Genomic DNA, 18,621 nt, shown 5'->3' on the forward strand with positions numbered 1-18,621 from the left:
TTGTTTTCCTCCACCTCATACGACAAAAAAGGGTACGTTGACCCTTTAGTTATATCGATTCATGAGCGCAATCCATTCAGTATCCACAAAATCGGTTGCGGCGGACACAGCTTGATCGAGCGTATCATTTAATTCTGGCATGTCTTCTTTACGGTAGTTCATAAGCACCCAATCGACCACTTTAATCGGATGCGGCGGACGGCCGATTCCCAGTTTCAGACGTTTAAAGTCTTGTGTGCCTAAATGCTGAATCAACGACTTGATGCCGTTATGTCCGCCGGCACTGCCTTTCGGACGGAACCGCAGTTTTCCTGGGACCATGTCCAAGTCATCATAAATGACGAGCAAGTCGTCAATCTCAATCTTATAATAATCTAAAATCGGACGGACCGACTCGCCTGATAAATTCATGTACGTGAGCGGTTTGACGAGGACGACACGTTCTCCATTGATTCTTCCCGTTCCAATCAATGCTTTAAACTTGGCTTCATCGAGTTTGATCCCATGTTTGTCGGCAAGGCGATCAATCGCCAAAAATCCGACGTTGTGACGGGTCATCTCATACTTTTTGCCTGGATTCCCGAGGCCGACGATACATTTCATCTTATTCCTCCTGAACAAAAAAGCCCAAAGGCGAACGCCTTCGGGCCTCGTTTTTTAATCGAACAGTGTGCTCACCGATTTGTGCTCGTGGACACGCATGATCGCTTCTCCAAGCAAACGGGCAACCGACATCTGCTTGATTTTGCTTGAACATTCGCGACCTTCTAAATCGATCGTGTTCAAAACAACAAGTTCCTTGATTGACGAGTTGTCGATCCGTTCCATCGCCGGTCCAGATAACACTGGGTGTGTACACGAGGCGTACACTTCTTTTGCACCAGCTTGGACGATGGCATCGGCCGCGAGCGTGATTGTTCCAGCTGTATCGATGATGTCATCGATCAAGATGGCCGTCTTGCCTTCAACACTGCCAACGATGTTCATGACTTCAGCCACGTTCGCTTCAGGACGACGCTTGTCGATGATGGCGATTGGAGCCTTCAAGCGTTCGGCAAGCTTACGGGCACGCGTGACGCCACCATGGTCCGGTGAAACGACGACAATGTCTTTCGCTTTAAATTCATCTGTCTCAAAATACGTCGAGATGAGTGGAACACCTAATAATTGGTCTACTGGGATATTGAAGAAACCTTGGATTTGAGCAGCATGCAAGTCCATCGTGATTAAACGCGTGGCACCTGCAACCGTCAATAAATCAGCGACAAGTTTCGCTGTAATCGGCTCACGTGAGCGCGCCTTGCGGTCTTGACGAGCGTAACCGTAGTATGGCATGACCACGTTAATCGTCCGAACCGATGCTCGTTTCAACGCATCGATCATGACGAGTAACTCCATGAGCGTTTCGTTCACCGGTGAGCTCGTCGATTGAATGATGTACACATCATCGCCTCGCACGCTCTCCTCGATGTTGATGTAAAGTTCTCCGTCGCTAAACCGCTTCACTTGGCAATCGCTGAGCGGGATGCCAATTTCCTTGGCAATCTCTTCGGCGAGTGGGCGGTTTGAGTTTAAGCTAAATAGGCGAATTTCACGTTCATATACAGTAGACATGTTTAGGATTCTCCTCCATCGTTTTCCATAATAATAGGCAGCAACTTATCGTTTCGTGTAACCTTCTTTATTCGTTTGGCGTTCGCGTGCAATCGCAAGCGCCTCTTCAGGAACGTCATCCGTGATCGTCGAACCGGCTGCTACGATTGAGCCTTTTCCGACTTTCACCGGAGCGATCAAGTTCACATTGCAGCCGACGAATGCATCGGCTTCGACGACCGTTTCGAACTTGTTCTTGCCGTCATAGTTGACCGTAATCGAGCCACAGCCGAGGTTGACGCGTTCCCCGATCGAAGCATCTCCGATATAGCTGAGATGTGATGCTTTCGCACCGTCTCCGAACGTTGATTTTTTGATTTCCACGAAGTTACCGACGCGCGTATTCGCGCCGAGGACTGCTTGTTGACGAAGGTGGGCGAACGGCCCGACCTGTGCTTCAGTTCCGACACGGCTGTCACTTACGACCGATTGACGAACCGTCGCACCGTCTTCGATGACGCTATTGCGGATATCTGAATTTGGACCAATCACGCACTCTGAACCGATAATCGTTTTCCCGAGAATGACCGTCCCTGGATAGATGACCGTATCCGAACCGATGACGGCATCTGGTGAGATGTATGTCGAAGTTGCATCCATGAATGTGACACCTTCACGCATGAGGCGTTCGTTCGTCCGCTTGCGCATGACCGCTTCAGCTTGTGAGAGAGCGACACGATCGTTGACGCCAATCGTTTCATCGAATGTCGGCGCCGTGTGTGCTGCCACGACTTCGCCTGCTTCTTTCGCAATCGAGATGACGTCCGGCAAGTAGTACTCGCCTTGAGCGTTGTTGTTTCCGACTTGCTTCAATGCATCAAACAAGAGCTCGTTATCGAACACGTACGTTCCGGTGTTGATTTCACGGATCTCTAGTTCAGTGTCAGACGCATCTTTATGCTCGACAACTTTTGTGACATTTCCGTCTTCCCCGCGGATGACGCGGCCATATCCAGTCGCATCATCAGCAATCGCAGTTAACACGGTCACTTTTGCCTGTTGCGCCTCGTGATGGGCCAACAACGCCTCGAGCGTTTCCGCTGTCAATAGCGGTGTATCGCCGCAAACGACGAGCGTCGCGCCAGGTTTGCCTGCGAGTTCAGCTTCTGCCATCTGTACCGCATGGCCCGTACCGAGCTGTTGTTCTTGGACCGCATACTCCACGCGTGAGCCTAACGTCTCTTGTACCGCTTCAGCCCCATGGCCGACGATGACGATTTGACGACTGACCCCGATCTTGTCGAGTTGATCGACGACGTGTTCGACCATCGGTTTTCCAAGGACCGGATGAAGTACTTTATAAAGCTTCGACTTCATGCGCGTCCCTTTACCTGCTGCCAAAATGACTGCAAAACGATCCATTCTTGATTCGCTCCTATCTCATATCGACTGTAATGTACTCAAATGTTCGGTTTTTTATACATTCAAACCTTATTTACACCGTATCTACTATATCGAAACCATGACGCGGTTTCAACCGTTGTACCTATTCGTAACCAATGAAACGTAAAAAGGCAGCGGAAGGGTCCCCCATCCGCTGTCAAATGTTACTCGTTCATGGCATTATATTGGGCTTGCGTCTCGGCGATAGCGACGTCCTCTTGACCGTACGCCTCTAAAACGGCAGCCTCGACTTTCTGACGCATATCTCCATTAATCGGGTGAGCAATGTCACGGAAAATCCCTTCTGGCGTCCGCTTGCTCGGCATCGCTACGAACAGACCGGTACTCCCTTCAATAATTCGAAGGTCGTGTACCACAAATTCGTGGTCGAGTGTAATGGAGGCCAGTGCCTTCATTCTACCTTCCGTCGCGACTTTGCGAATTTTTACGTCTGTGATCTGCATGTTTCGCATCCCCTTTTCATCGTTGTCTGGACCGTGGTGTACTTTCTAAAAGGCTGAGATGATTCCAAGCGAACCGATTGACTTCGTACGAATCTTATACCCTTTCATCATAAAACGAAATCAAATTTTTGCCAATCACTTTAAGAATTGTTCGACGTTTCCACGCGAAATCGTGACGAGACCTTCATCCGAGTCGACGTTCGTCAATTTCATCAAACTGACGTATTCGCTCACCATTTTCTTCTCGGCGCCTTCTGCTTCCATAAGTACGCCGACACCGGCAAGGTTCGCTTCGAACTCGTTCAAGAGACTCATCATCCCGCGAATCGTTCCGCCAGCTTTCATGAAATCGTCAATCAACAGCACGTTCGCACCACGTGGCAAACTACGACGCGCGAGCGCCATCGTGCGAATCGCCTTCGACGAACCGGAGACGTAGTTGATACTCACGGTCGAACCTTCGGTGACACGACTATCGGACCGAACGATGACAAACGGTACCCCGAGTTGCTCGGCGACAGCGTAGGCGAGCGGAATTCCTTTCGTCGCAATCGTCATGACGACATCGACTTTCCGATCGGCGAATACCGAGGCGAAGACTTGGCCCATCGGCTTCACTTGACGCGGGTTACCGAGAACGTCTGTCAAATAGAGGTAGCCTCCCGGAAGCAACCGTTCTGGCTTCGACAACTGTTCACATAGCCCATCGATCATCGAGAGCGACTTATCTTTGCTCCACCCCGGGATGAACATGACGCCACCGGCCGCTCCTGGCACCGTGACCAGTTTACCTGTGCCATCGTGGGCCAACATTTCACTGACGATGACCAAATCTTCACTGATAGATGACTTGGCTGCTTTATAACGGCTCGAAAACATCGATAACGAGACGAGCTGGTGCGGATGGTCCAGCAAATAACGGGTCATATCAACGAGACGACCACTTCTACGAATTTTCATACGGATTCCCCTTCACTTCTTCAATAATAGACGAATGTTCTAAACAGAATATATCATTCTCATTCGTCTTTGTTCAATGTTTTTTGCCGAGAATCCGAACGACGAACACTTCAGGACAAAATCCTTTCAGCCCGTTATAGACACGATGTGCTTTTTGTTCATGCTCAATTAGTGCGAATACGGTCGGACCACTTCCGCTCATGAGCACCCCATCCGCTCCGCAGTGGAGCATCGTTTCTTTGATTTGGCGAACCTCCGGATGAAGTTCGAGCGTGACCGCCTCAAGGGCATTGCCTAAGTTTGCACAGATGCCATCAAAATCACGATCACGAATCGCCGTGACCATCGCCTCGGTATTCGGATGCACAATCTTCTCCATCTCCACCGCGCGATAGACGTCGGCCGTCGACACACCGATTTTCGGTTTCGCCAAGACGACGTAACACGGTGGCGGTGACGGGATTGTCTCTAACTGTTCACCGCGTCCGCGCGCTATGGCTGTTCCCCCCATGACACAAAACGATACGTCCGATCCAACGGCGGCCCCAAGTTCGGCTAACTCTTCTAACGACAGGCCGAGATCGAACAGGTCGTTCATGCCTCGAAGCGTCGCGGCAGCGTCACTCGATCCGCCAGCTAGCCCTGCGGCGACCGGAATCTGCTTATCCAATACGATTTCGACACCTTGCTTGATGCCAAATCGCTTCCGCAACAACTCGGCTGCACGATACGCCAAGTTCCGGTGGTCATTCGGCACATAGGCATGTTCAGATTGAATCCGAATCTCGTCTGTATCAAGGACGGTCAATTCCAGTCGATCCGATAAATCTACTGTCGTCATTACCATTTCTACTTCATGATAGCCATCTGCCCGCTTCCCAAGGACGTCAAGCGTCAAATTGATTTTTGCCGGCGCTTTCACACTGATCGTGCGCATATCGTTCACCCTTCCCATGTATCTCCTGTTCGCCATTGTACCGTAAACGAGCGCACAAAAAAAGAAGCAGCTGCCAATGCATCCGCCTCTCATTTATCGTTCAATTGCTGAATTCAATTTTAACTGTATCCGTTAGGACATCAGCGTAGCTATATGAGACACGTTCCACGTTATGGTGGTCTTCATCCAATTTGACGACGAACACCGCGGGATACGTCTCAACGAGCGTTCCAAACCGAGTAACGACTTTCTTACGACCGCCGTTTGCTTTCAACGTCAATCGTTCTCCAACATGCGATTCGAGTTTCTGTCTGATTTCTTGCAACGTCTTTGGCATACGCTTCACCTCACTGTTACAAGTATAACACATTCAGAAATGAAAATAAAGATTAATATTATATCGATTCGCTATCCGGTCGTCAACTGTTTTTAAGTGGTAAAATTGTGTCCGCTAACCGGGCAAACTCTTCAAGCGAAAGCGTTTCGCCTCGCCGTTTTGGATCGATTTCAGCCTCACCCAAGAGACGTTCGATTTCCATTTTTTTATCTTTGCCCAGGTGGTTCGTCAAGTTATTCAAGATCGTTTTCCGACGTTGCGCGAAACTGGCACGGGCAATCTCGAAAAAGAAGGCTTCATCTTTCACGTCGACCGCCGGTTTGGGACGCATCTTCAACGTGATGACCGCTGAATCGACGTTCGGAGCCGGCATGAACACACTTTTCGGGACGATAAAGCTTACGTTCGCCTCTGCGTAATATTGAATTGCAATCGAGAGAGAGCCGTATGCTTTCGTACCAGGCTTCGCTCCAATCCGCTCGGCAACCTCTTTTTGAATCATCATGACGAGTGAACGGAACTTGATTTGGCTTTCCAGTAAACGCATGATAATTGGCGTCGTCACATAATACGGCAAGTTCGCCACGACCGAGATGTCTTCGATGCCTTGACTGAAAAACTCACGCTCGACGATGGCTTGAATATCGAGCTCGAGCGCATCGCCGTGGATGACATGCACGTGTGGATAAGGAGACATCGTGTCTTCCAAAATCGGAAGCAGACGTTGGTCGATTTCGAGGGCGACGACCTTCTTCGCCCGCTTGGCAGACTGTTCCGTCAATGACCCGATACCGGGACCGATTTCGAGCACCCCGCTCGCCTCTCCCAGCTCCGCGGCGTCCACGATTTTATTCAAAATATTTAAATCGATTAAAAAGTTCTGCCCAAGCGACTTTTTAAACGAGAAGCCGTGACGTTCTAGAATTGATTTCGTGCGTTGAATTGTGGCGATGTCTTTCAATGATTTTCCTCCTCTAACTGAGCCAGTGCTCGTTCCCATTCTTCAATCGTGACCCGTAACGCTTCCACGCGTTTCACAAACTGTTTCGCGTTCGGTTCACCAATGCGAAGTAACACCCCGAGCCGTTTGCGCCGCCGCGCCGCGTCTGGTCCGCCAATCAAATCGGCCTCGAGCACCATCTGACGGGTGACGAGCGGCATGTCAGTCTCAATCCGCTGTTCATACAACGCTTCGAGCACACGGCGAATCGTCGCTGGAGAAGCATGCTCGACCCCGATTTTACCGCGCTTGTCTTTCGCTTCGGCTCGAGGGAGATAGGCATGCTTGCACCCTTTGACTTGCTCCTCGACGATGGCCCGGATCCGGTCACCCGGATAATCCGGGTCCGTCAAAATAATCACGCCTCGTGTCTCTTGGGCACGTTTGATTCGCTCGATGGTTTGCTTCGAAACGGCCGACCCGTTCGTCTCAATCGTATCGACGTCATATACTTCCTGTAGCCGCGTCGTGTCGTCTCGACCTTCGACGACGATCACTTCTTGTATCTTTTCACGCATCATCGGTTCCTTCTTTCTCTTCTTGCTTCGGGATGACCCAAATCGTGAGTGGCTGACGCCCAAACGTCACCGCCTCTTCTTTTGAGTCCATCATCACATCGATTTTATTGCCTTTGATGGCACTGCCTGTATCTAAGGCAATCGCCATCCCAAACCCTTCAACGTACACGCGTGTGCCGAGTGGGATGATGGCTGGATCGACCGCGATGATTCGCATGCCTTCATACAGAATCGTGTCCGTCACATCATAACCGCTGCGCGTCAGTACCCTGCCGTCAAACGTAATTGTATCTTCTGCATTGTTCGTATACGCCGTCGCCTCGACGAGAAGCTGTTTCGCAGAGGTGAAATCTAAGACATCCTCGGCTCGAGGCGTCTCTTCGATTTTAATCTCTGCTTCCTCTCGAAACGGGCTCGACGGTTCGGTCGTTGCCGTCTCCTCTTGTTCTTGCTCGGTCTCTTGATTCGCCTCTGGTTCAGCTACGATTCTCGTTCCAAGTTTTATAATTTGAGGGCGTACGGTTCGCAGCGTTTCCACGCTCGTTTCGGTCCGATTTGTAATTGTACCATTTTCCACTGTCAGTGCATACCGCGTCCGTTCGAGTCCAGGGACACCGACTTGAACAACCTCGGTTTCTCCGAGCGCAAGCGTGTCATCCTCTTTTCTGACGATTTCAAATGGGATGAGTCGATTCTCATACTGCACGACGTCTCGACTCACGTTGACCGTGATTGTCATCCCGTCTCGTACTGGTGTCGCCAGAACCGGTTCGACGGTATCCTTGTCAGAAACCGTCACATTCGCCTCCTGTAGCGCCTGCTCGACAGTTTGAGCCATCGTATAAACCGTCTTTGCCTCATCGCCGACAATGACATCGAGGGTGACGACAGGCTGATACCGGATGGTCATACCCGATGTAATCGGGGTACGGACGCTCGGGTAGACATCGTCCCCGTCACGGACACTCACTCCATAACGAAGCAACACGTCTTCGACAGTTCGTTCACGCGTCTCAATCGTTTCGATTTGTCCGTAACCAATTTGTAGCGAGACGGTGCGGGCCCGCTCAATCTGAATAACTCGGTCGAGCGGAATATCCGCACTCAAGGCCGGTGTCACGACGTCTGACTCGTCAACGACAATCCCTGTCTCTTCAAGCACGTCTAACACCGACTCGCCCCGACTTTCATGCACCATCGTCACTCCGTCATCGATGATGGTGACAGGTTCTGGTTGCATCGCCATATAAGCGAACACAGCGGTGGCCACGACGCCGACGCTTAACACGATCCGTCTGAGCATCATGGAAGACGGAACAGGCGCTTCGCATTAGCGGTCGTCGCCTCGGCAAGTGCGTCGTAAGACATGTCACGTAGCGATGCAATCTCTTCAGCGACATACGTGACGTAAGCCGGTTCGTTCCGCTTGCCACGGAACGGTGTCGGCGTTAAATACGGACAGTCCGTCTCGACGAGGAGTCGATTGAGCGGGACTTGTTGTGCCACCGCTTTCGGTACTTTCGCATTCTTGAACGTCACTGGTCCCCCAAGAGAAATATAGAAGTTCAAACGCAGACAGCGCTCCAACAATTCGACGGACATGCTGTAACTATGGAACACACCACCGACCTCTTCGGCGTGTTCTTCCTCTAAAATATCGAGCACGTCCGCGGTCGCTTCCCGATTGTGAATCACGATTGGCATATTCGTCCGTTTCGCGATGGCAATTTGTTGCCGGAACACGCGTTGTTGGACGTCTTTAGGCGATTTGTCCCAATGGTAGTCGAGCCCAATCTCCCCGAGCGCCATCACTTTAGGGTGATCCATCAACGTCTCGATTCTTGCCAAGTCGGCCTCCGTGCAATCGACGGCGTCGACCGGGTGCCAGCCAACGATCGCGTAAATGTCTTCATACTTTTCCGCGAGCTCGACGGCACGCGTGATGGTCGGATTGTCGAACCCGACGACGAGCATCGGGGAAACGCCAGCAGCACGAGCCCGTTCAATCGTCGCTTCGACGTCTTCATTGAACTGTTCTGCATTGATATGTGTGTGTGTATCAATCAACATGATGGTTCCTCCTTGTATAGACAAAGAGGGAGACCGAAGTCTCCCCCAAACGATTATTTGACGATGGCCCCGTTCGGCATATTCTCAGATACGGTCGCAAGTTCAAGCTTGCCGTCTTTATCAGCCGCTAAAATCATCCCTTGTGACAACTCGCCACGCAGTTTGACCGGCTTCAAGTTGGCCACAACGATGACTTTCTTGCCAACCAAGTCTTCCGGCGCATACCATTCCGCGATACCCGAGACGATTTGACGCGTCTCCCCGCCAAGGTCGACTTGAAGTTTCAACAACTTCTTCGCCTTCTTGATTTTATCGGCTTCGATGATTTGACCGACACGGAACTCGACTTGATCAAAGACGTCAATCGTGATTTCTGGACGCACGTCCTCATCTTCGATCTCGCCCGCTTCCACTTCGGCTTCTTCGACGCGTGCTTGCGAAGCTTGACGCATCATCTCTTGAATCGCATCGACTTCTTCTTTGACGTCACGACGCGGGAAAATCGGTGTCCCGTCTGTGACGAAGGCTCCATCGAACGCCGCGAACGTATCGAGTGCTTCCCATGACATATCTTCTCCTTCGAGACCGAGCTGACGGAACATCTCTTTTGGCGCCCGTGTCATGAACGGTTGAATCATGACCGCGACGTGACGGAGCACGCCGGCGAGGTGAGTCATCACCGACGCCAGTTCGTCTCGTTTCGTTTCATCCTTCGCAAGGACCCACGGTTGTGTCTCGTCAATGTATTTATTGGCACGGCTGACGAGTTGCCAGATGCTTGTGAGCGCGACTGAAAACTCCATGTGCTCCATGGCCGCTTCCGTCTTCTCTGTCGTCTCGTTGACGACTTGAAGCAACGAGGCATCGAACTCCGTCACATTACCCGCATAAGCAGGGATTTCGCCATCAAAATACTTCTTAATCATGGCCACGGTCCGGTTGAGCAGGTTTCCGAGGTCGTTCGCAAGATCAAAGTTCAAGCGATCAACGAACGCTTCCGGTGTGAACGTGCCGTCTGCTCCGAATGGAACTTCACGAAGAAGATAGTAGCGGAGCGAGTCGAGTCCGTAACGGTCGATGAGTGGAATCGGGTCAACGACGTTGCCTTTTGATTTCGACATTTTGCCGTCTTTCATGAGCAACCAACCATGCGCGAAAACTTGTTTCGGCAACGGGAGGTCAAGCGCCATGAGCAACGCCGGCCAAATGATTGTATGGAACCGGACGATCTCTTTTCCGACCAAATGGACGTCGGCTGGCCAATAGCGGTTGAACAACTCGTCGTTGTCCGATCCGTAGCCGAGGGCAGAGATATAGTTCGTGAGGGCATCGACCCATACATATACGACGTGCTTCGGGTTCGATGGGACTTGTACACCCCAGTCAAACGTCGTCCGTGAGACAGCCAAGTCTTGAAGGCCCGGCTTCAAGAAGTTGTTGATCATCTCCGTTTTACGCGATTCTGGCAAGATGAAGTCAGGGTGCGACTCGAAGTACTCAATCAAACGATCCGCATACTTGCTGAGACGGAAAAAGTAACACTCTTCGCGTACAAGTTCGACTGGGTGACCGCTGTCCGGGCTCTTCCCGTCGATGAGCTGAGACTCCGTATAATACGTCTCATCAGGAATCGAGTACCAACCTTCATACTCTCCTAGATAAATATCATCATTTTTAAGAAGCGTCTCGAACACATGCTCGACGACAGCTTTGTGGCGTGCGTCTGTTGTACGGATGTAGTCATCATATGAGATTTCGAGACGGTCCCATAACACTTTGATGTCTTTGACAATTTCATCCACGAACGCTTGCGGTGTCACACCGGCTTCTTTCGCTTTTTCTTGAATCTTTTGACCGTGTTCATCCGTCCCCGTCAAATAACGAACGTCAAAACCTTTCAAACGCTTATAGCGCGCGATCGCATCGCCGGCCACCGTCGTATAAGCGTGACCGATGTGTAGTTTGGCACTCGGATAGTAAATCGGAGTCGTAATATAAAAAGTAGGCTTCGCCATTGTATGTTCTCCATCCTTTCGACATTTGCAATTTCCATTATACACGGTTCGACAAAAGAATTTCCAAACCAATTGTTTGGAATTTTTTGTTGTTATCTCATAAAATATGTTCCAAAAAAAACCTTTCTTTGTTTCAGGTCCTAACTTTCGGGGAATTTTAGGTATATATTGCTCCTACATCGTCATTTTTCGAAAATGTAGATTTCCAATAGTAAGCAGTTGACTGCAATTGGAAAGTTTAGTATGCTTTTTGCTGTAGTAACATTGTCGAATTTTGACGACTCATGTCACCAAGAGATTTCGACACCATTGGAGGAGGAAACACAAAATGAAATCTACAGGTATCGTACGGAAAGTTGATGAGCTCGGTCGTGTCGTCATTCCAATCGAATTGCGCCGCACACTCGGGATTGCTGAGAAAGATGCACTTGAAATCTACGTCGACAACGATCAAATCGTGTTGAAAAAATACAAACCGAACATGACTTGCCAAGTGACGGGCGAAGTATCGGATGACAACTTCAAGTTGGCTGACGGTAAATTGATCCTTTCACCGGAAGGCGCACAACGCGTTCTCGTCGAGTTGAAAAACATGCTCGAAAACTACTACAGCGAAGAGTAAGCAAGGGATTCCTTGCTTACTCTTTTTTGTCGACTTGATGATACGCGTCATACACTTCACTTCGTGACAGACCCCGCTCTTTAGCGGCTTGTTTAATGGCGGCGTTTGGTTTTAAGCCATCCTCAATGTAACGGTCGACGTGCTCGAGGGGCGATAGCGCCTCCCACCAATCGTGTGTCGGTGCCGCTTCCGTCGATCCTTCCACCATGACGACGAATTCGCCGCGTACTTCGCCTTCGCACCAGACAAGCGCTTCTTCTACCGTCCCTCGTAAAAACTCTTCAAACGTTTTCGTCAACTCTCGTCCGAGAACGAGTTGCCGATTGCCGAATACGTCTAGAATCCCGGTCAGCATCTCTTTTAACCGATGTGGCGCTTCATAAAAAATGATGGTGCCCGGTTCATATTGTAAGGATGACAACACCTCGAGCCGCTCTTTCTTTTTACGGGGCAAGAATCCATAATACAAAAACCGCTCGGTCGCAAGACCAGAGGCGACAAGAGCCGTCAACGCTGCGTTCGCTCCAGGGAGTACGACGACGGGGAGCCTCGCTTGAATGGCCAACCTCACGAGGTCACTCCCAGGGTCCGAAATACCCGGCATGCCAGCGTCTGAGACCACGGCGACCGACTTGCCCGCCTCAATATCTTCGATTAAGCGCGGGCCACTCACGTGCTTATTATGCTCATGGTAGCTGACCAGTTTCGTCTCAATGCCGAAATGACGACAGAGTTTCATCGTTTGGCGCGTGTCTTCAGCCGCAATCAAATCAACTTCTCCTAGAATTCGAACCGCCCGATACGTCATGTCTTCTAAATTTCCAATCGGCGTCGGCACAACATAGAGCGTGGGCCCATCAGTCTGATAACTTTTCTGTGAGTTCATTACTCGTTCCCTCCATCAATTGCTGTTTTTGAGCCCGCGTGAGTTGTTTGATGGACCATTCGTACTGCATGGCTTCACGTTTGGTCGCAAACGACCTGACATATCGCAACGTCACCGGGAGACGAGCTCGTGTATATTTCGCACCTTTGCCGTTGTTATGCACTTTCATCCGCTTATCAACGTCCGTCGTATAACCGGTATAGTACGTTCCATCGTTGCACTCGAGAATATAGGCAAAGTACTTACGCATCGAGGATTGCCCGCATGTTGCTCGTATACGTGTCATCTTCCTCATAAACGATAAACGGAGGTAAGATTGTGAGCCCTGCTTTTCCATCTTTCGACCCCTCTATTAACAATGTGTTCGCGTCTCGACCTTGCTTCGGATAAACGAGTTGCATTCGCTTTGGTTCAATCCGATATGCCCGCATGAGCGTCAGAATGTCGAGTAATCGCTCCGGACGATGGACGAAGGCCACTTTGCCACCCGGTTTGACAAGTTGACTGGCTGAACGAATACAGTCTTCTAGTGTGCAAAGGACTTCATGGCGTGCAATCGTATGATGTTCATTTTGATTGCGTAGCGATGTCTCGTTCGCCAAAAAATAAGGGGGATTGCATGTGACAACATCGTAACGGGCATGACCTAATAGACTGGCAGCAGTTTTCACGTCCCCTTCAACGATGTGGAGCCTCTCGTCCAACTCATTGATGGCAATGCTTCGATTGGCCATGTCGACGAGGCGAGGCTGGATTTCAACACCCGTGACCGTCCCTTTCGTTCGATATGATAAAAAGAGCGGAATCGCCCCCGTGCCGGCGCACAAATCGACGAGCTTTCCTTTTTGAATCGGCACCCATACAAATTCGGCGAGTAATACGGCATCCAATGAAAATGAAAAAACGTCATCACTTTGAATGATCTTGCCGGGACGCCCTAACAAATCATCAAGACGTTCACCTTGTTTAACAGTCACGCCATTTCCCTCCTACATAACGTACAAAGGCGACGGACGGGAATACCCCCGTCTATCGCCCCTTATTAATGTTTATTTAGCATCGACATGCAGAAGAGACAGTCTCCGTCTTTTCTGACTTGTCCATAGTGCAAATTACAAATGTGAAATCCTTCTTGGTATAACGCCGCCAGATTGTTCTGTCCTTTTCCGGACAACGCAATTTGGGGATCTCCATCAGGCGTCTCGACTTCTGCAAGTTGCTCCACTTTTTCACGCAAATGATGGTTTTCGAGATACATGTGTTGGTTTTCTTCGAGCAAATAGGCGAGTTGCTCTTTGAGCACCCCTAAATGCTCCGTCAACAATTGCATTTGTTGCTCGATCGCATCGACCCGCATCATGACTTCCTTTTTATCCATTCTTTCCACTGCTCAGCACCCCATCACTGTTTCGACGGTTTTCGTTTGACTGCACCGACCTCGACGAGCTCGTCGATTGTATACGTCACAACACGGGTCCGATCATTCAACTCGACTTGAATCAATTGATCCAAGATATTGAGACCGATGACACGTCCGTCACCTTCTGGAATTTTGATTCGTTTTCCGACGTCTGGTAAGTCCCGCTTCAATTCTTCATACGTATCATTCTCGTATTTCAGACAGCACATGAGACGACCACACACACCGGAGATTTTATTCGGATTCAAGGATAAGTTCTGATCCTTGGCCATTTTAATCGATACCGGCTCAAATTCCCCTAAAAACGAGGAGCAGCACAACACACGACCACAAGGCCCGATTCCGCTCAGCAGTTTTGCTTCGTCCCGAACTCCAATTTGACGGAGTTCGATCCGGGTGCGAAACACACTTGCTAAATCTTTGACGAGTTCCCGAAAATCAACGCGCCCCTCTGCCGTGAAATAAAAGATGACTTTATTACGATCAAATGTATACTCAACATCTACTAACTTCATTTCAAGTCGATGTTCACGAATTTTTTCTTCACAGACGGCGTGAGCGTCAAATGCTGCCAATCGATTGTCTTGAACGATTTCGGCATCTTTTTGATCGGCGACACGAAGGATTGTCTTTAACGGCAATACTACTTCGTCTTCACCCAGTTGCTTACCAACTTGGACGACTTCACCGTATTCGATGCCTCGTACCGTCTCTACGATGACATGGTCTCCACGTTCAAGCGTTGCTTCGCCTGGTGAAAAGTAATAGATTTTTCCCGCTTCTTTAAAACGGACTCCGACTACTTCAAGCACGCTCTCCTATCCTTTCTGCAAATCGAACGTTAACCGTTCGAACGTTAATTGAGGATTGACGTTTGCCTCAAGCCGTCGAATCGCCTCATGGACAGATTCAATAGCATGGACGATTTTATGAACCGGACGATCTTTTACAAACGTGGTATATAGCGCCTGTTCTTTCGTAAACAATTCCGGAACATAGTCTGTTCGCACTTTGAAGTGGAGCGCTTGCTCCAACCAATTTCCGAATAGCTCGAGACCGACTCGCAATTCATTCCGCCCTTTAAAATGACCGAGCCATTTTTCTTGGGCAAATAAAAGCAATTCTTGCGGGCGTTTTGTCAATACTTCAACTAATTGTACCACTAGCCCATACGCCTGTACAAACCAGTCGTTATGAAGCGCCTCACGCGCGTCTTCGAATTTCGGATATGTCTCTAAAGCAAGACGCGCTAAATCGCTCGTACATTGCACGTCTGCGACCAACGTTTCCACAAGCCGTTCTCGATTAATCGGTCGAAACACTAAATGCTGAGCCCGCGAGCGAATGGTTGGTAATAGGAGTTGCGGCTGGGTCGTGACCAAGATGGCCAGTTTTCCAACGCCCGGTTCTTCGAAAAATTTTAAGAGACTGTTGGCCGCCTGAGGTGTCATTTTATGCGCTTGATGAATGACATATATTTGACGGTCCCCTTCTGCTCCACGTAGCGACAAGTCGCTCAACAATTGTTGAACTTGTTCTTTTTTGATACTGGCCCCATCCGGTTCCACTTCCATATAGTCGACGAGGTTGCCCGAATCCATCCGTCTACAGTTTCGACAACTGCCACACGGCTCTACCCCGTCAGGCGACTCGCAAAAAAGGGATCTTGCAAACAGTTGCGCCGTCTCAATTAAATAAGGTTCATAATCTCCCGAGAAAATATAGGCGTGACCCACCTTTTGAGCGACAATCGAATTTTCAATCACTTTGGCGATAACCGTTTGAGATTTCGCTAAATCTTGAAAGCTCATATTCGTGACCGTTCCCATTAAAACTGATGGAATCCTTCAATCGGCAAGACGAACACCGTCGCTCCGCCAACTTGTACTTCTACCGGATACGGAATATATGAATCAGCGTGACCGCCCATCGGTGAAATCGGCGTGATCATTTGATCTCGGCTCGAACAATTCGATTTGATTAGCGCGAGCAAATCGTCTAACCGTTCTTTTGGTACACCGATCATAAACGTTGTGTTACCTTCTTTCAAAAAACCTCCGGTTGTGGCTAATTTTGTTGCGCGGAAGTCCTCTTCGATTAAAGCATCTGACAACCGAGCACTATCCTTATCATGTACAATCGCGATTACCATCTTCATCATTGCGTCACTCCTCTTTCATGTAATCGTTCTAACGTAATATCTAACACTTCATCTTGAATCATTTCAATTGTAGCGTTCGCATCGATACGAACCATCCGATCCGGATGTTGTTCTAATAATTTTTTGAACCCATCGTATACGCGTTGATGGAAAGACTCATCTCGGCTCTCGATACGGTCTAATTGACCTCGATCTTTCATGCGACGGCTCGCTTGATCAGGGGTCAAATCAAAAAGGAAAGTCAAATCGGGTTTAATCCCGGCCGTTGCCCACTCGTTCAGTGATAGAATTTGATTCAAATCATATTGGAGCCCATATCCTTGATAGGCAATTGAGGCATCGACAAATCGATCACACACAACAATCGCCCCTCGTTTAAGGGCAGGTCGAATCACTTGATCGATGTTTTGGGCACGGGACGCGGCATACAGCATCATCTCGACGCGTGGGGTCATTTCATCATGTTCTGGTGATAATAAGACCTCTCGAATACTGTTTCCGACTTTGGTCCCTCCTGGTTCTCGAGTGACGACTACTTCGTATCCTTTTTCAGTCAATGAACGAACTAACAATTGCAACTGCGTGGTTTTCCCCGAACCGTCGGGACCTTCTACAGTAATAAACATACCTTTCACGATTAAAACTCCTCTACGATAACATCAATTTGTTTCATCATAACATGCCTGCTCGCTTGAAGGTTCCGTCCTAGTGAAATCCATTCATTCAATACTCTAATTTTCTCGTGTGTGATGACTTCTCCTCTTAGTATCCACGGAATTCCTGGTGGATAAGGGATAACGGTTTCTGCAGCAACGGCTCCTATTGCTTGTTCAAACGATTTGCGAATGATATCCGCATCATCTGAAATAGCATGCAACACCGAAACACGTTCTGTCATCGGGTAAGGATAGATCGTTTCATCTTCGACTATGAGTGGGACGTGTTGTGATGCATTTTTAATCAGTTTCACCCAATGTTGAATCTCTTTGCTTTTTAATTCCCTTAACGGCAGGCAGAATAACACATGATCTTCTGCAGCCAGTTCCGTATCAATACCGATTGACGCCAAATGTTGACTGAAGATGAGACCATTTTTCGGATATGTCAGCAAGGTCATTTTGGTAAAATCATCGCCCACTTTGATTGAAAAGCCAGCACGTCTCATTTCCATGATGAATGCAAAATGACTTTTTTGAATATGTGTCCAATCTCGTTCACTCAAATTTTCGAGATACTCTCTAGCGTAATCGAGTGAAGCCATAATCAAATAAGACGGACTAGACGTTTGAAAAGAAGAGAGTGCATGAAATAAACGTTTCTCATTAATCTCTTCCTTATAATGGACCCATGCCCCCATCGTGAGCGCTGGAAGGGTTTTATGAGCAGACTGGACAACGGCGCTAGCTCCTTCGAAGATAGCGGATCGCTTTGGAAATGTAGGATGAATCAAATGAGCGCCATGTGCTTCATCAACTAAAAGAGGAATATGCAACGGACGCAAATAAGCACTGATCTCCGGGATGTTTGCCATGTCTCCGTAATAAGTAGGAGATGTCAGTAGGAGGGCCTTCCCACCTGGGTACTGCGTGACAGCATCTTGAATTGTTTCTAATGCGACGACAGTCGGTAAACTGCTCCCCCTATCTAATTCAGGAGTGAGTAAAATGGGTTCTAAACCGAGCCACTCAATGGCGTTCCACACGGATTTGTGGGAATTACGTTGTACATATACTCGTTCTCCCCGTTTCACAGTTGCTGCCAACAGACTCCAGTTTCCCGCCGTTGACCCATTCACTAACCATTTACTTTTACTTTGATAAAGAGATCCTAGTGCCCTCTCTCCTTCTAGAATAATACCTTCAGCATGGTGTAAATCATCCAAGTGTCCGAGTTCTGTTAAATCGTATGGCATTATTTTTTGGAATACAGTCGGAAGTTTCTCATCTCTTACTGTTCCATTGTGATGACCAGGTACATGAAAAGAGACACGATCTTCGCGTACATGTTGCTCCAATGTTTCCATAAATGTGAAAGGATTATGTTTAGGTTTTCGAGTCATATAGGCAACCTTCCTATCCGAAATAGATGCGACTTATATACAAAAAGAGACGATCAAGCGGATGCTTGATCGTCTTTCGCGTTGGCCTGGCAACGTCCTATCCTCACAGGGGGAGACCCCCAACTACTTTCGGCGC

At 49.0% G+C, this 18,621-nt stretch carries 22 protein-coding genes; 1 reads left to right on the forward strand and 21 read right to left on the reverse strand.

Annotated features, from left to right (window positions below):
• Window positions 1-45: 45 nt before the first annotated feature.
• The 12 genes from pth to metG all read right to left on the reverse strand — a co-directional run bounded on the left by pth (window position 46) and on the right by metG (window position 11,337).
• Window positions 46-603, reverse strand: coding sequence for an aminoacyl-tRNA hydrolase (gene pth / locus KNP81_RS14580; protein ID WP_058765144.1), 558 nt, complete (start codon window positions 601-603; stop codon window positions 46-48).
• Between the two features lie 54 nt (window positions 604-657).
• Window positions 658-1,614: a ribose-phosphate diphosphokinase gene (locus KNP81_RS14585; protein ID WP_021065746.1), complete on the reverse strand. Its 957-nt coding sequence runs from the start codon at window positions 1,612-1,614 to the stop codon at window positions 658-660.
• 45 nt (window positions 1,615-1,659) lie between these two features.
• Window positions 1,660-3,015, reverse strand: coding sequence for a bifunctional UDP-N-acetylglucosamine diphosphorylase/glucosamine-1-phosphate N-acetyltransferase GlmU (gene glmU / locus KNP81_RS14590; protein WP_214720453.1), 1,356 nt, complete (start codon window positions 3,013-3,015; stop codon window positions 1,660-1,662).
• 185 nt (window positions 3,016-3,200) lie between these two features.
• Window positions 3,201-3,500, reverse strand: coding sequence for a septation regulator SpoVG (gene spoVG, locus KNP81_RS14595; protein ID WP_021065748.1), 300 nt, complete (start codon window positions 3,498-3,500; stop codon window positions 3,201-3,203).
• Between the two features lie 135 nt (window positions 3,501-3,635).
• Entirely contained in the window at window positions 3,636-4,460 is an 825-nt protein-coding gene (gene purR, locus KNP81_RS14600) for a pur operon repressor (RefSeq protein WP_021065749.1), read from the reverse strand.
• Between the two features lie 73 nt (window positions 4,461-4,533).
• The gene (gene ispE, locus KNP81_RS14605; RefSeq protein ID WP_214720454.1) at window positions 4,534-5,397 is read right to left on the reverse strand and encodes a 4-(cytidine 5'-diphospho)-2-C-methyl-D-erythritol kinase; all 864 of its coding nucleotides are present in this window, start codon (window positions 5,395-5,397) and stop codon (window positions 4,534-4,536) included.
• 100 nt (window positions 5,398-5,497) lie between these two features.
• A complete protein-coding gene (locus KNP81_RS14610; protein ID WP_021065751.1) occupies window positions 5,498-5,734 on the reverse strand; it encodes a Veg family protein in 237 nt (78 codons plus the stop codon).
• Window positions 5,735-5,816: 82 nt separating this feature from the next.
• Window positions 5,817-6,695: a 16S rRNA (adenine(1518)-N(6)/adenine(1519)-N(6))-dimethyltransferase RsmA gene (gene rsmA / locus KNP81_RS14615; protein WP_058765146.1), complete on the reverse strand. Its 879-nt coding sequence runs from the start codon at window positions 6,693-6,695 to the stop codon at window positions 5,817-5,819.
• Window positions 6,692-7,252 (reverse strand): ribonuclease M5, encoded by a 561-nt coding sequence (gene rnmV / locus KNP81_RS14620; RefSeq protein WP_214720455.1) that lies wholly within the window; start codon window positions 7,250-7,252, stop codon window positions 6,692-6,694. The genes rsmA and rnmV overlap by 4 nt, the downstream gene beginning before the upstream one ends.
• Window positions 7,245-8,540, reverse strand: a complete 1,296-nt coding sequence (locus KNP81_RS14625) for a ubiquitin-like domain-containing protein (protein WP_353048098.1) — start codon at window positions 8,538-8,540, stop codon at window positions 7,245-7,247. Before KNP81_RS14625 ends, rnmV begins: the two co-directional genes overlap by 8 nt.
• 14 nt (window positions 8,541-8,554) lie before the next feature.
• Entirely contained in the window at window positions 8,555-9,322 is a 768-nt protein-coding gene (locus KNP81_RS14630; RefSeq protein WP_214720457.1) for a TatD family hydrolase, read from the reverse strand.
• 53 nt (window positions 9,323-9,375) lie between these two features.
• On the reverse strand, window positions 9,376-11,337 hold the full coding sequence (gene metG, locus KNP81_RS14635) for a methionine--tRNA ligase (protein WP_214720458.1): 1,962 nt from the start codon (window positions 11,335-11,337) through the stop codon (window positions 9,376-9,378).
• A gap of 328 nt (window positions 11,338-11,665) precedes the next feature.
• Between metG and KNP81_RS14640 the strand changes: the two genes are divergently transcribed.
• Window positions 11,666-11,959 (forward strand): transition state genes transcriptional regulator AbrB, encoded by a 294-nt coding sequence (locus tag KNP81_RS14640; RefSeq protein WP_012727742.1) that lies wholly within the window; start codon window positions 11,666-11,668, stop codon window positions 11,957-11,959.
• 16 nt (window positions 11,960-11,975) lie between these two features.
• Here the strand turns inward: KNP81_RS14640 and rsmI are convergent, their stop codons facing one another.
• From rsmI to KNP81_RS14685, 9 genes are all read right to left on the reverse strand, one after another.
• On the reverse strand, window positions 11,976-12,845 hold the full coding sequence (gene rsmI / locus KNP81_RS14645; RefSeq protein ID WP_214720459.1) for a 16S rRNA (cytidine(1402)-2'-O)-methyltransferase: 870 nt from the start codon (window positions 12,843-12,845) through the stop codon (window positions 11,976-11,978).
• The gene (locus KNP81_RS14650; RefSeq protein ID WP_214720460.1) at window positions 12,817-13,095 is read right to left on the reverse strand and encodes a GIY-YIG nuclease family protein; all 279 of its coding nucleotides are present in this window, start codon (window positions 13,093-13,095) and stop codon (window positions 12,817-12,819) included. Before KNP81_RS14650 ends, rsmI begins: the two co-directional genes overlap by 29 nt.
• Window positions 13,088-13,822: a tRNA1(Val) (adenine(37)-N6)-methyltransferase gene (locus tag KNP81_RS14655; RefSeq protein WP_214720461.1), complete on the reverse strand. Its 735-nt coding sequence runs from the start codon at window positions 13,820-13,822 to the stop codon at window positions 13,088-13,090. The genes KNP81_RS14650 and KNP81_RS14655 overlap by 8 nt, the downstream gene beginning before the upstream one ends.
• 65 nt (window positions 13,823-13,887) lie before the next feature.
• Entirely contained in the window at window positions 13,888-14,223 is a 336-nt protein-coding gene (gene yabA, locus KNP81_RS14660; protein ID WP_021065760.1) for a DNA replication initiation control protein YabA, read from the reverse strand.
• Window positions 14,224-14,246: 23 nt separating this feature from the next.
• The gene (locus KNP81_RS14665; RefSeq protein ID WP_021065761.1) at window positions 14,247-15,077 is read right to left on the reverse strand and encodes a PSP1 domain-containing protein; all 831 of its coding nucleotides are present in this window, start codon (window positions 15,075-15,077) and stop codon (window positions 14,247-14,249) included.
• Window positions 15,078-15,083: 6 nt separating this feature from the next.
• Window positions 15,084-16,094: a DNA polymerase III subunit delta' gene (locus tag KNP81_RS14670; RefSeq protein WP_353048099.1), complete on the reverse strand. Its 1,011-nt coding sequence runs from the start codon at window positions 16,092-16,094 to the stop codon at window positions 15,084-15,086.
• Window positions 16,094-16,423 carry a cyclic-di-AMP receptor gene (locus KNP81_RS14675; RefSeq protein WP_029594397.1) on the reverse strand — a complete coding sequence of 110 codons (330 nt, stop codon included), beginning with the start codon at window positions 16,421-16,423 and terminating at the stop codon, window positions 16,094-16,096. The genes KNP81_RS14670 and KNP81_RS14675 overlap by 1 nt, the downstream gene beginning before the upstream one ends.
• Window positions 16,423-17,061 (reverse strand): dTMP kinase, encoded by a 639-nt coding sequence (tmk, locus tag KNP81_RS14680; protein WP_214720463.1) that lies wholly within the window; start codon window positions 17,059-17,061, stop codon window positions 16,423-16,425. Before tmk ends, KNP81_RS14675 begins: the two co-directional genes overlap by 1 nt.
• 2 nt (window positions 17,062-17,063) lie before the next feature.
• A complete protein-coding gene (locus KNP81_RS14685; protein ID WP_251129033.1) occupies window positions 17,064-18,485 on the reverse strand; it encodes an aminotransferase class I/II-fold pyridoxal phosphate-dependent enzyme in 1,422 nt (473 codons plus the stop codon).
• Window positions 18,486-18,621 lie beyond the last annotated feature (136 nt).

It is taken from the genome of Exiguobacterium sp. s149, from assembly GCF_018618395.1.
Taxonomy (GTDB): Bacteria; Bacillota; Bacilli; order Exiguobacteriales; family Exiguobacteriaceae; genus Exiguobacterium; species Exiguobacterium chiriqhucha.

Bases quoted from the DNA above. Each gene is read 5' to 3' on its own strand.
- metG (WP_214720458.1), bottom strand. From the start codon at position 11,337: ATGGCGAAGCCTACTTTTTATATTACGACTCCGATTTACTATCCGAGT.
- rnmV (WP_214720455.1), bottom strand. From the start codon at position 7,252: ATGCGTGAAAAGATACAAGAAGTGATCGTCGTCGAAGGTCGAGACGAC.
- KNP81_RS14585 (WP_021065746.1), bottom strand. From the start codon at position 1,614: ATGTCTACTGTATATGAACGTGAAATTCGCCTATTTAGCTTAAACTCA.
- KNP81_RS14650 (WP_214720460.1), bottom strand. From the start codon at position 13,095: ATGCGTAAGTACTTTGCCTATATTCTCGAGTGCAACGATGGAACGTAC.
- KNP81_RS14675 (WP_029594397.1), bottom strand. From the start codon at position 16,423: ATGAAGATGGTAATCGCGATTGTACATGATAAGGATAGTGCTCGGTTG.
- yabA (WP_021065760.1), bottom strand. From the start codon at position 14,223: ATGGATAAAAAGGAAGTCATGATGCGGGTCGATGCGATCGAGCAACAA.
- spoVG (WP_021065748.1), bottom strand. From the start codon at position 3,500: ATGCAGATCACAGACGTAAAAATTCGCAAAGTCGCGACGGAAGGTAGA.
- pth (WP_058765144.1), bottom strand. From the start codon at position 603: ATGAAATGTATCGTCGGCCTCGGGAATCCAGGCAAAAAGTATGAGATG.
- purR (WP_021065749.1), bottom strand. From the start codon at position 4,460: ATGAAAATTCGTAGAAGTGGTCGTCTCGTTGATATGACCCGTTATTTG.
- KNP81_RS14640 (WP_012727742.1), top strand. From the start codon at position 11,666: ATGAAATCTACAGGTATCGTACGGAAAGTTGATGAGCTCGGTCGTGTC.
- KNP81_RS14630 (WP_214720457.1), bottom strand. From the start codon at position 9,322: ATGTTGATTGATACACACACACATATCAATGCAGAACAGTTCAATGAA.
- KNP81_RS14685 (WP_251129033.1), bottom strand. From the start codon at position 18,485: ATGACTCGAAAACCTAAACATAATCCTTTCACATTTATGGAAACATTG.
- rsmI (WP_214720459.1), bottom strand. From the start codon at position 12,845: ATGAACTCACAGAAAAGTTATCAGACTGATGGGCCCACGCTCTATGTT.
- glmU (WP_214720453.1), bottom strand. From the start codon at position 3,015: ATGGATCGTTTTGCAGTCATTTTGGCAGCAGGTAAAGGGACGCGCATG.
- KNP81_RS14670 (WP_353048099.1), bottom strand. From the start codon at position 16,094: ATGGGAACGGTCACGAATATGAGCTTTCAAGATTTAGCGAAATCTCAA.
- ispE (WP_214720454.1), bottom strand. From the start codon at position 5,397: ATGCGCACGATCAGTGTGAAAGCGCCGGCAAAAATCAATTTGACGCTT.
- KNP81_RS14610 (WP_021065751.1), bottom strand. From the start codon at position 5,734: ATGCCAAAGACGTTGCAAGAAATCAGACAGAAACTCGAATCGCATGTT.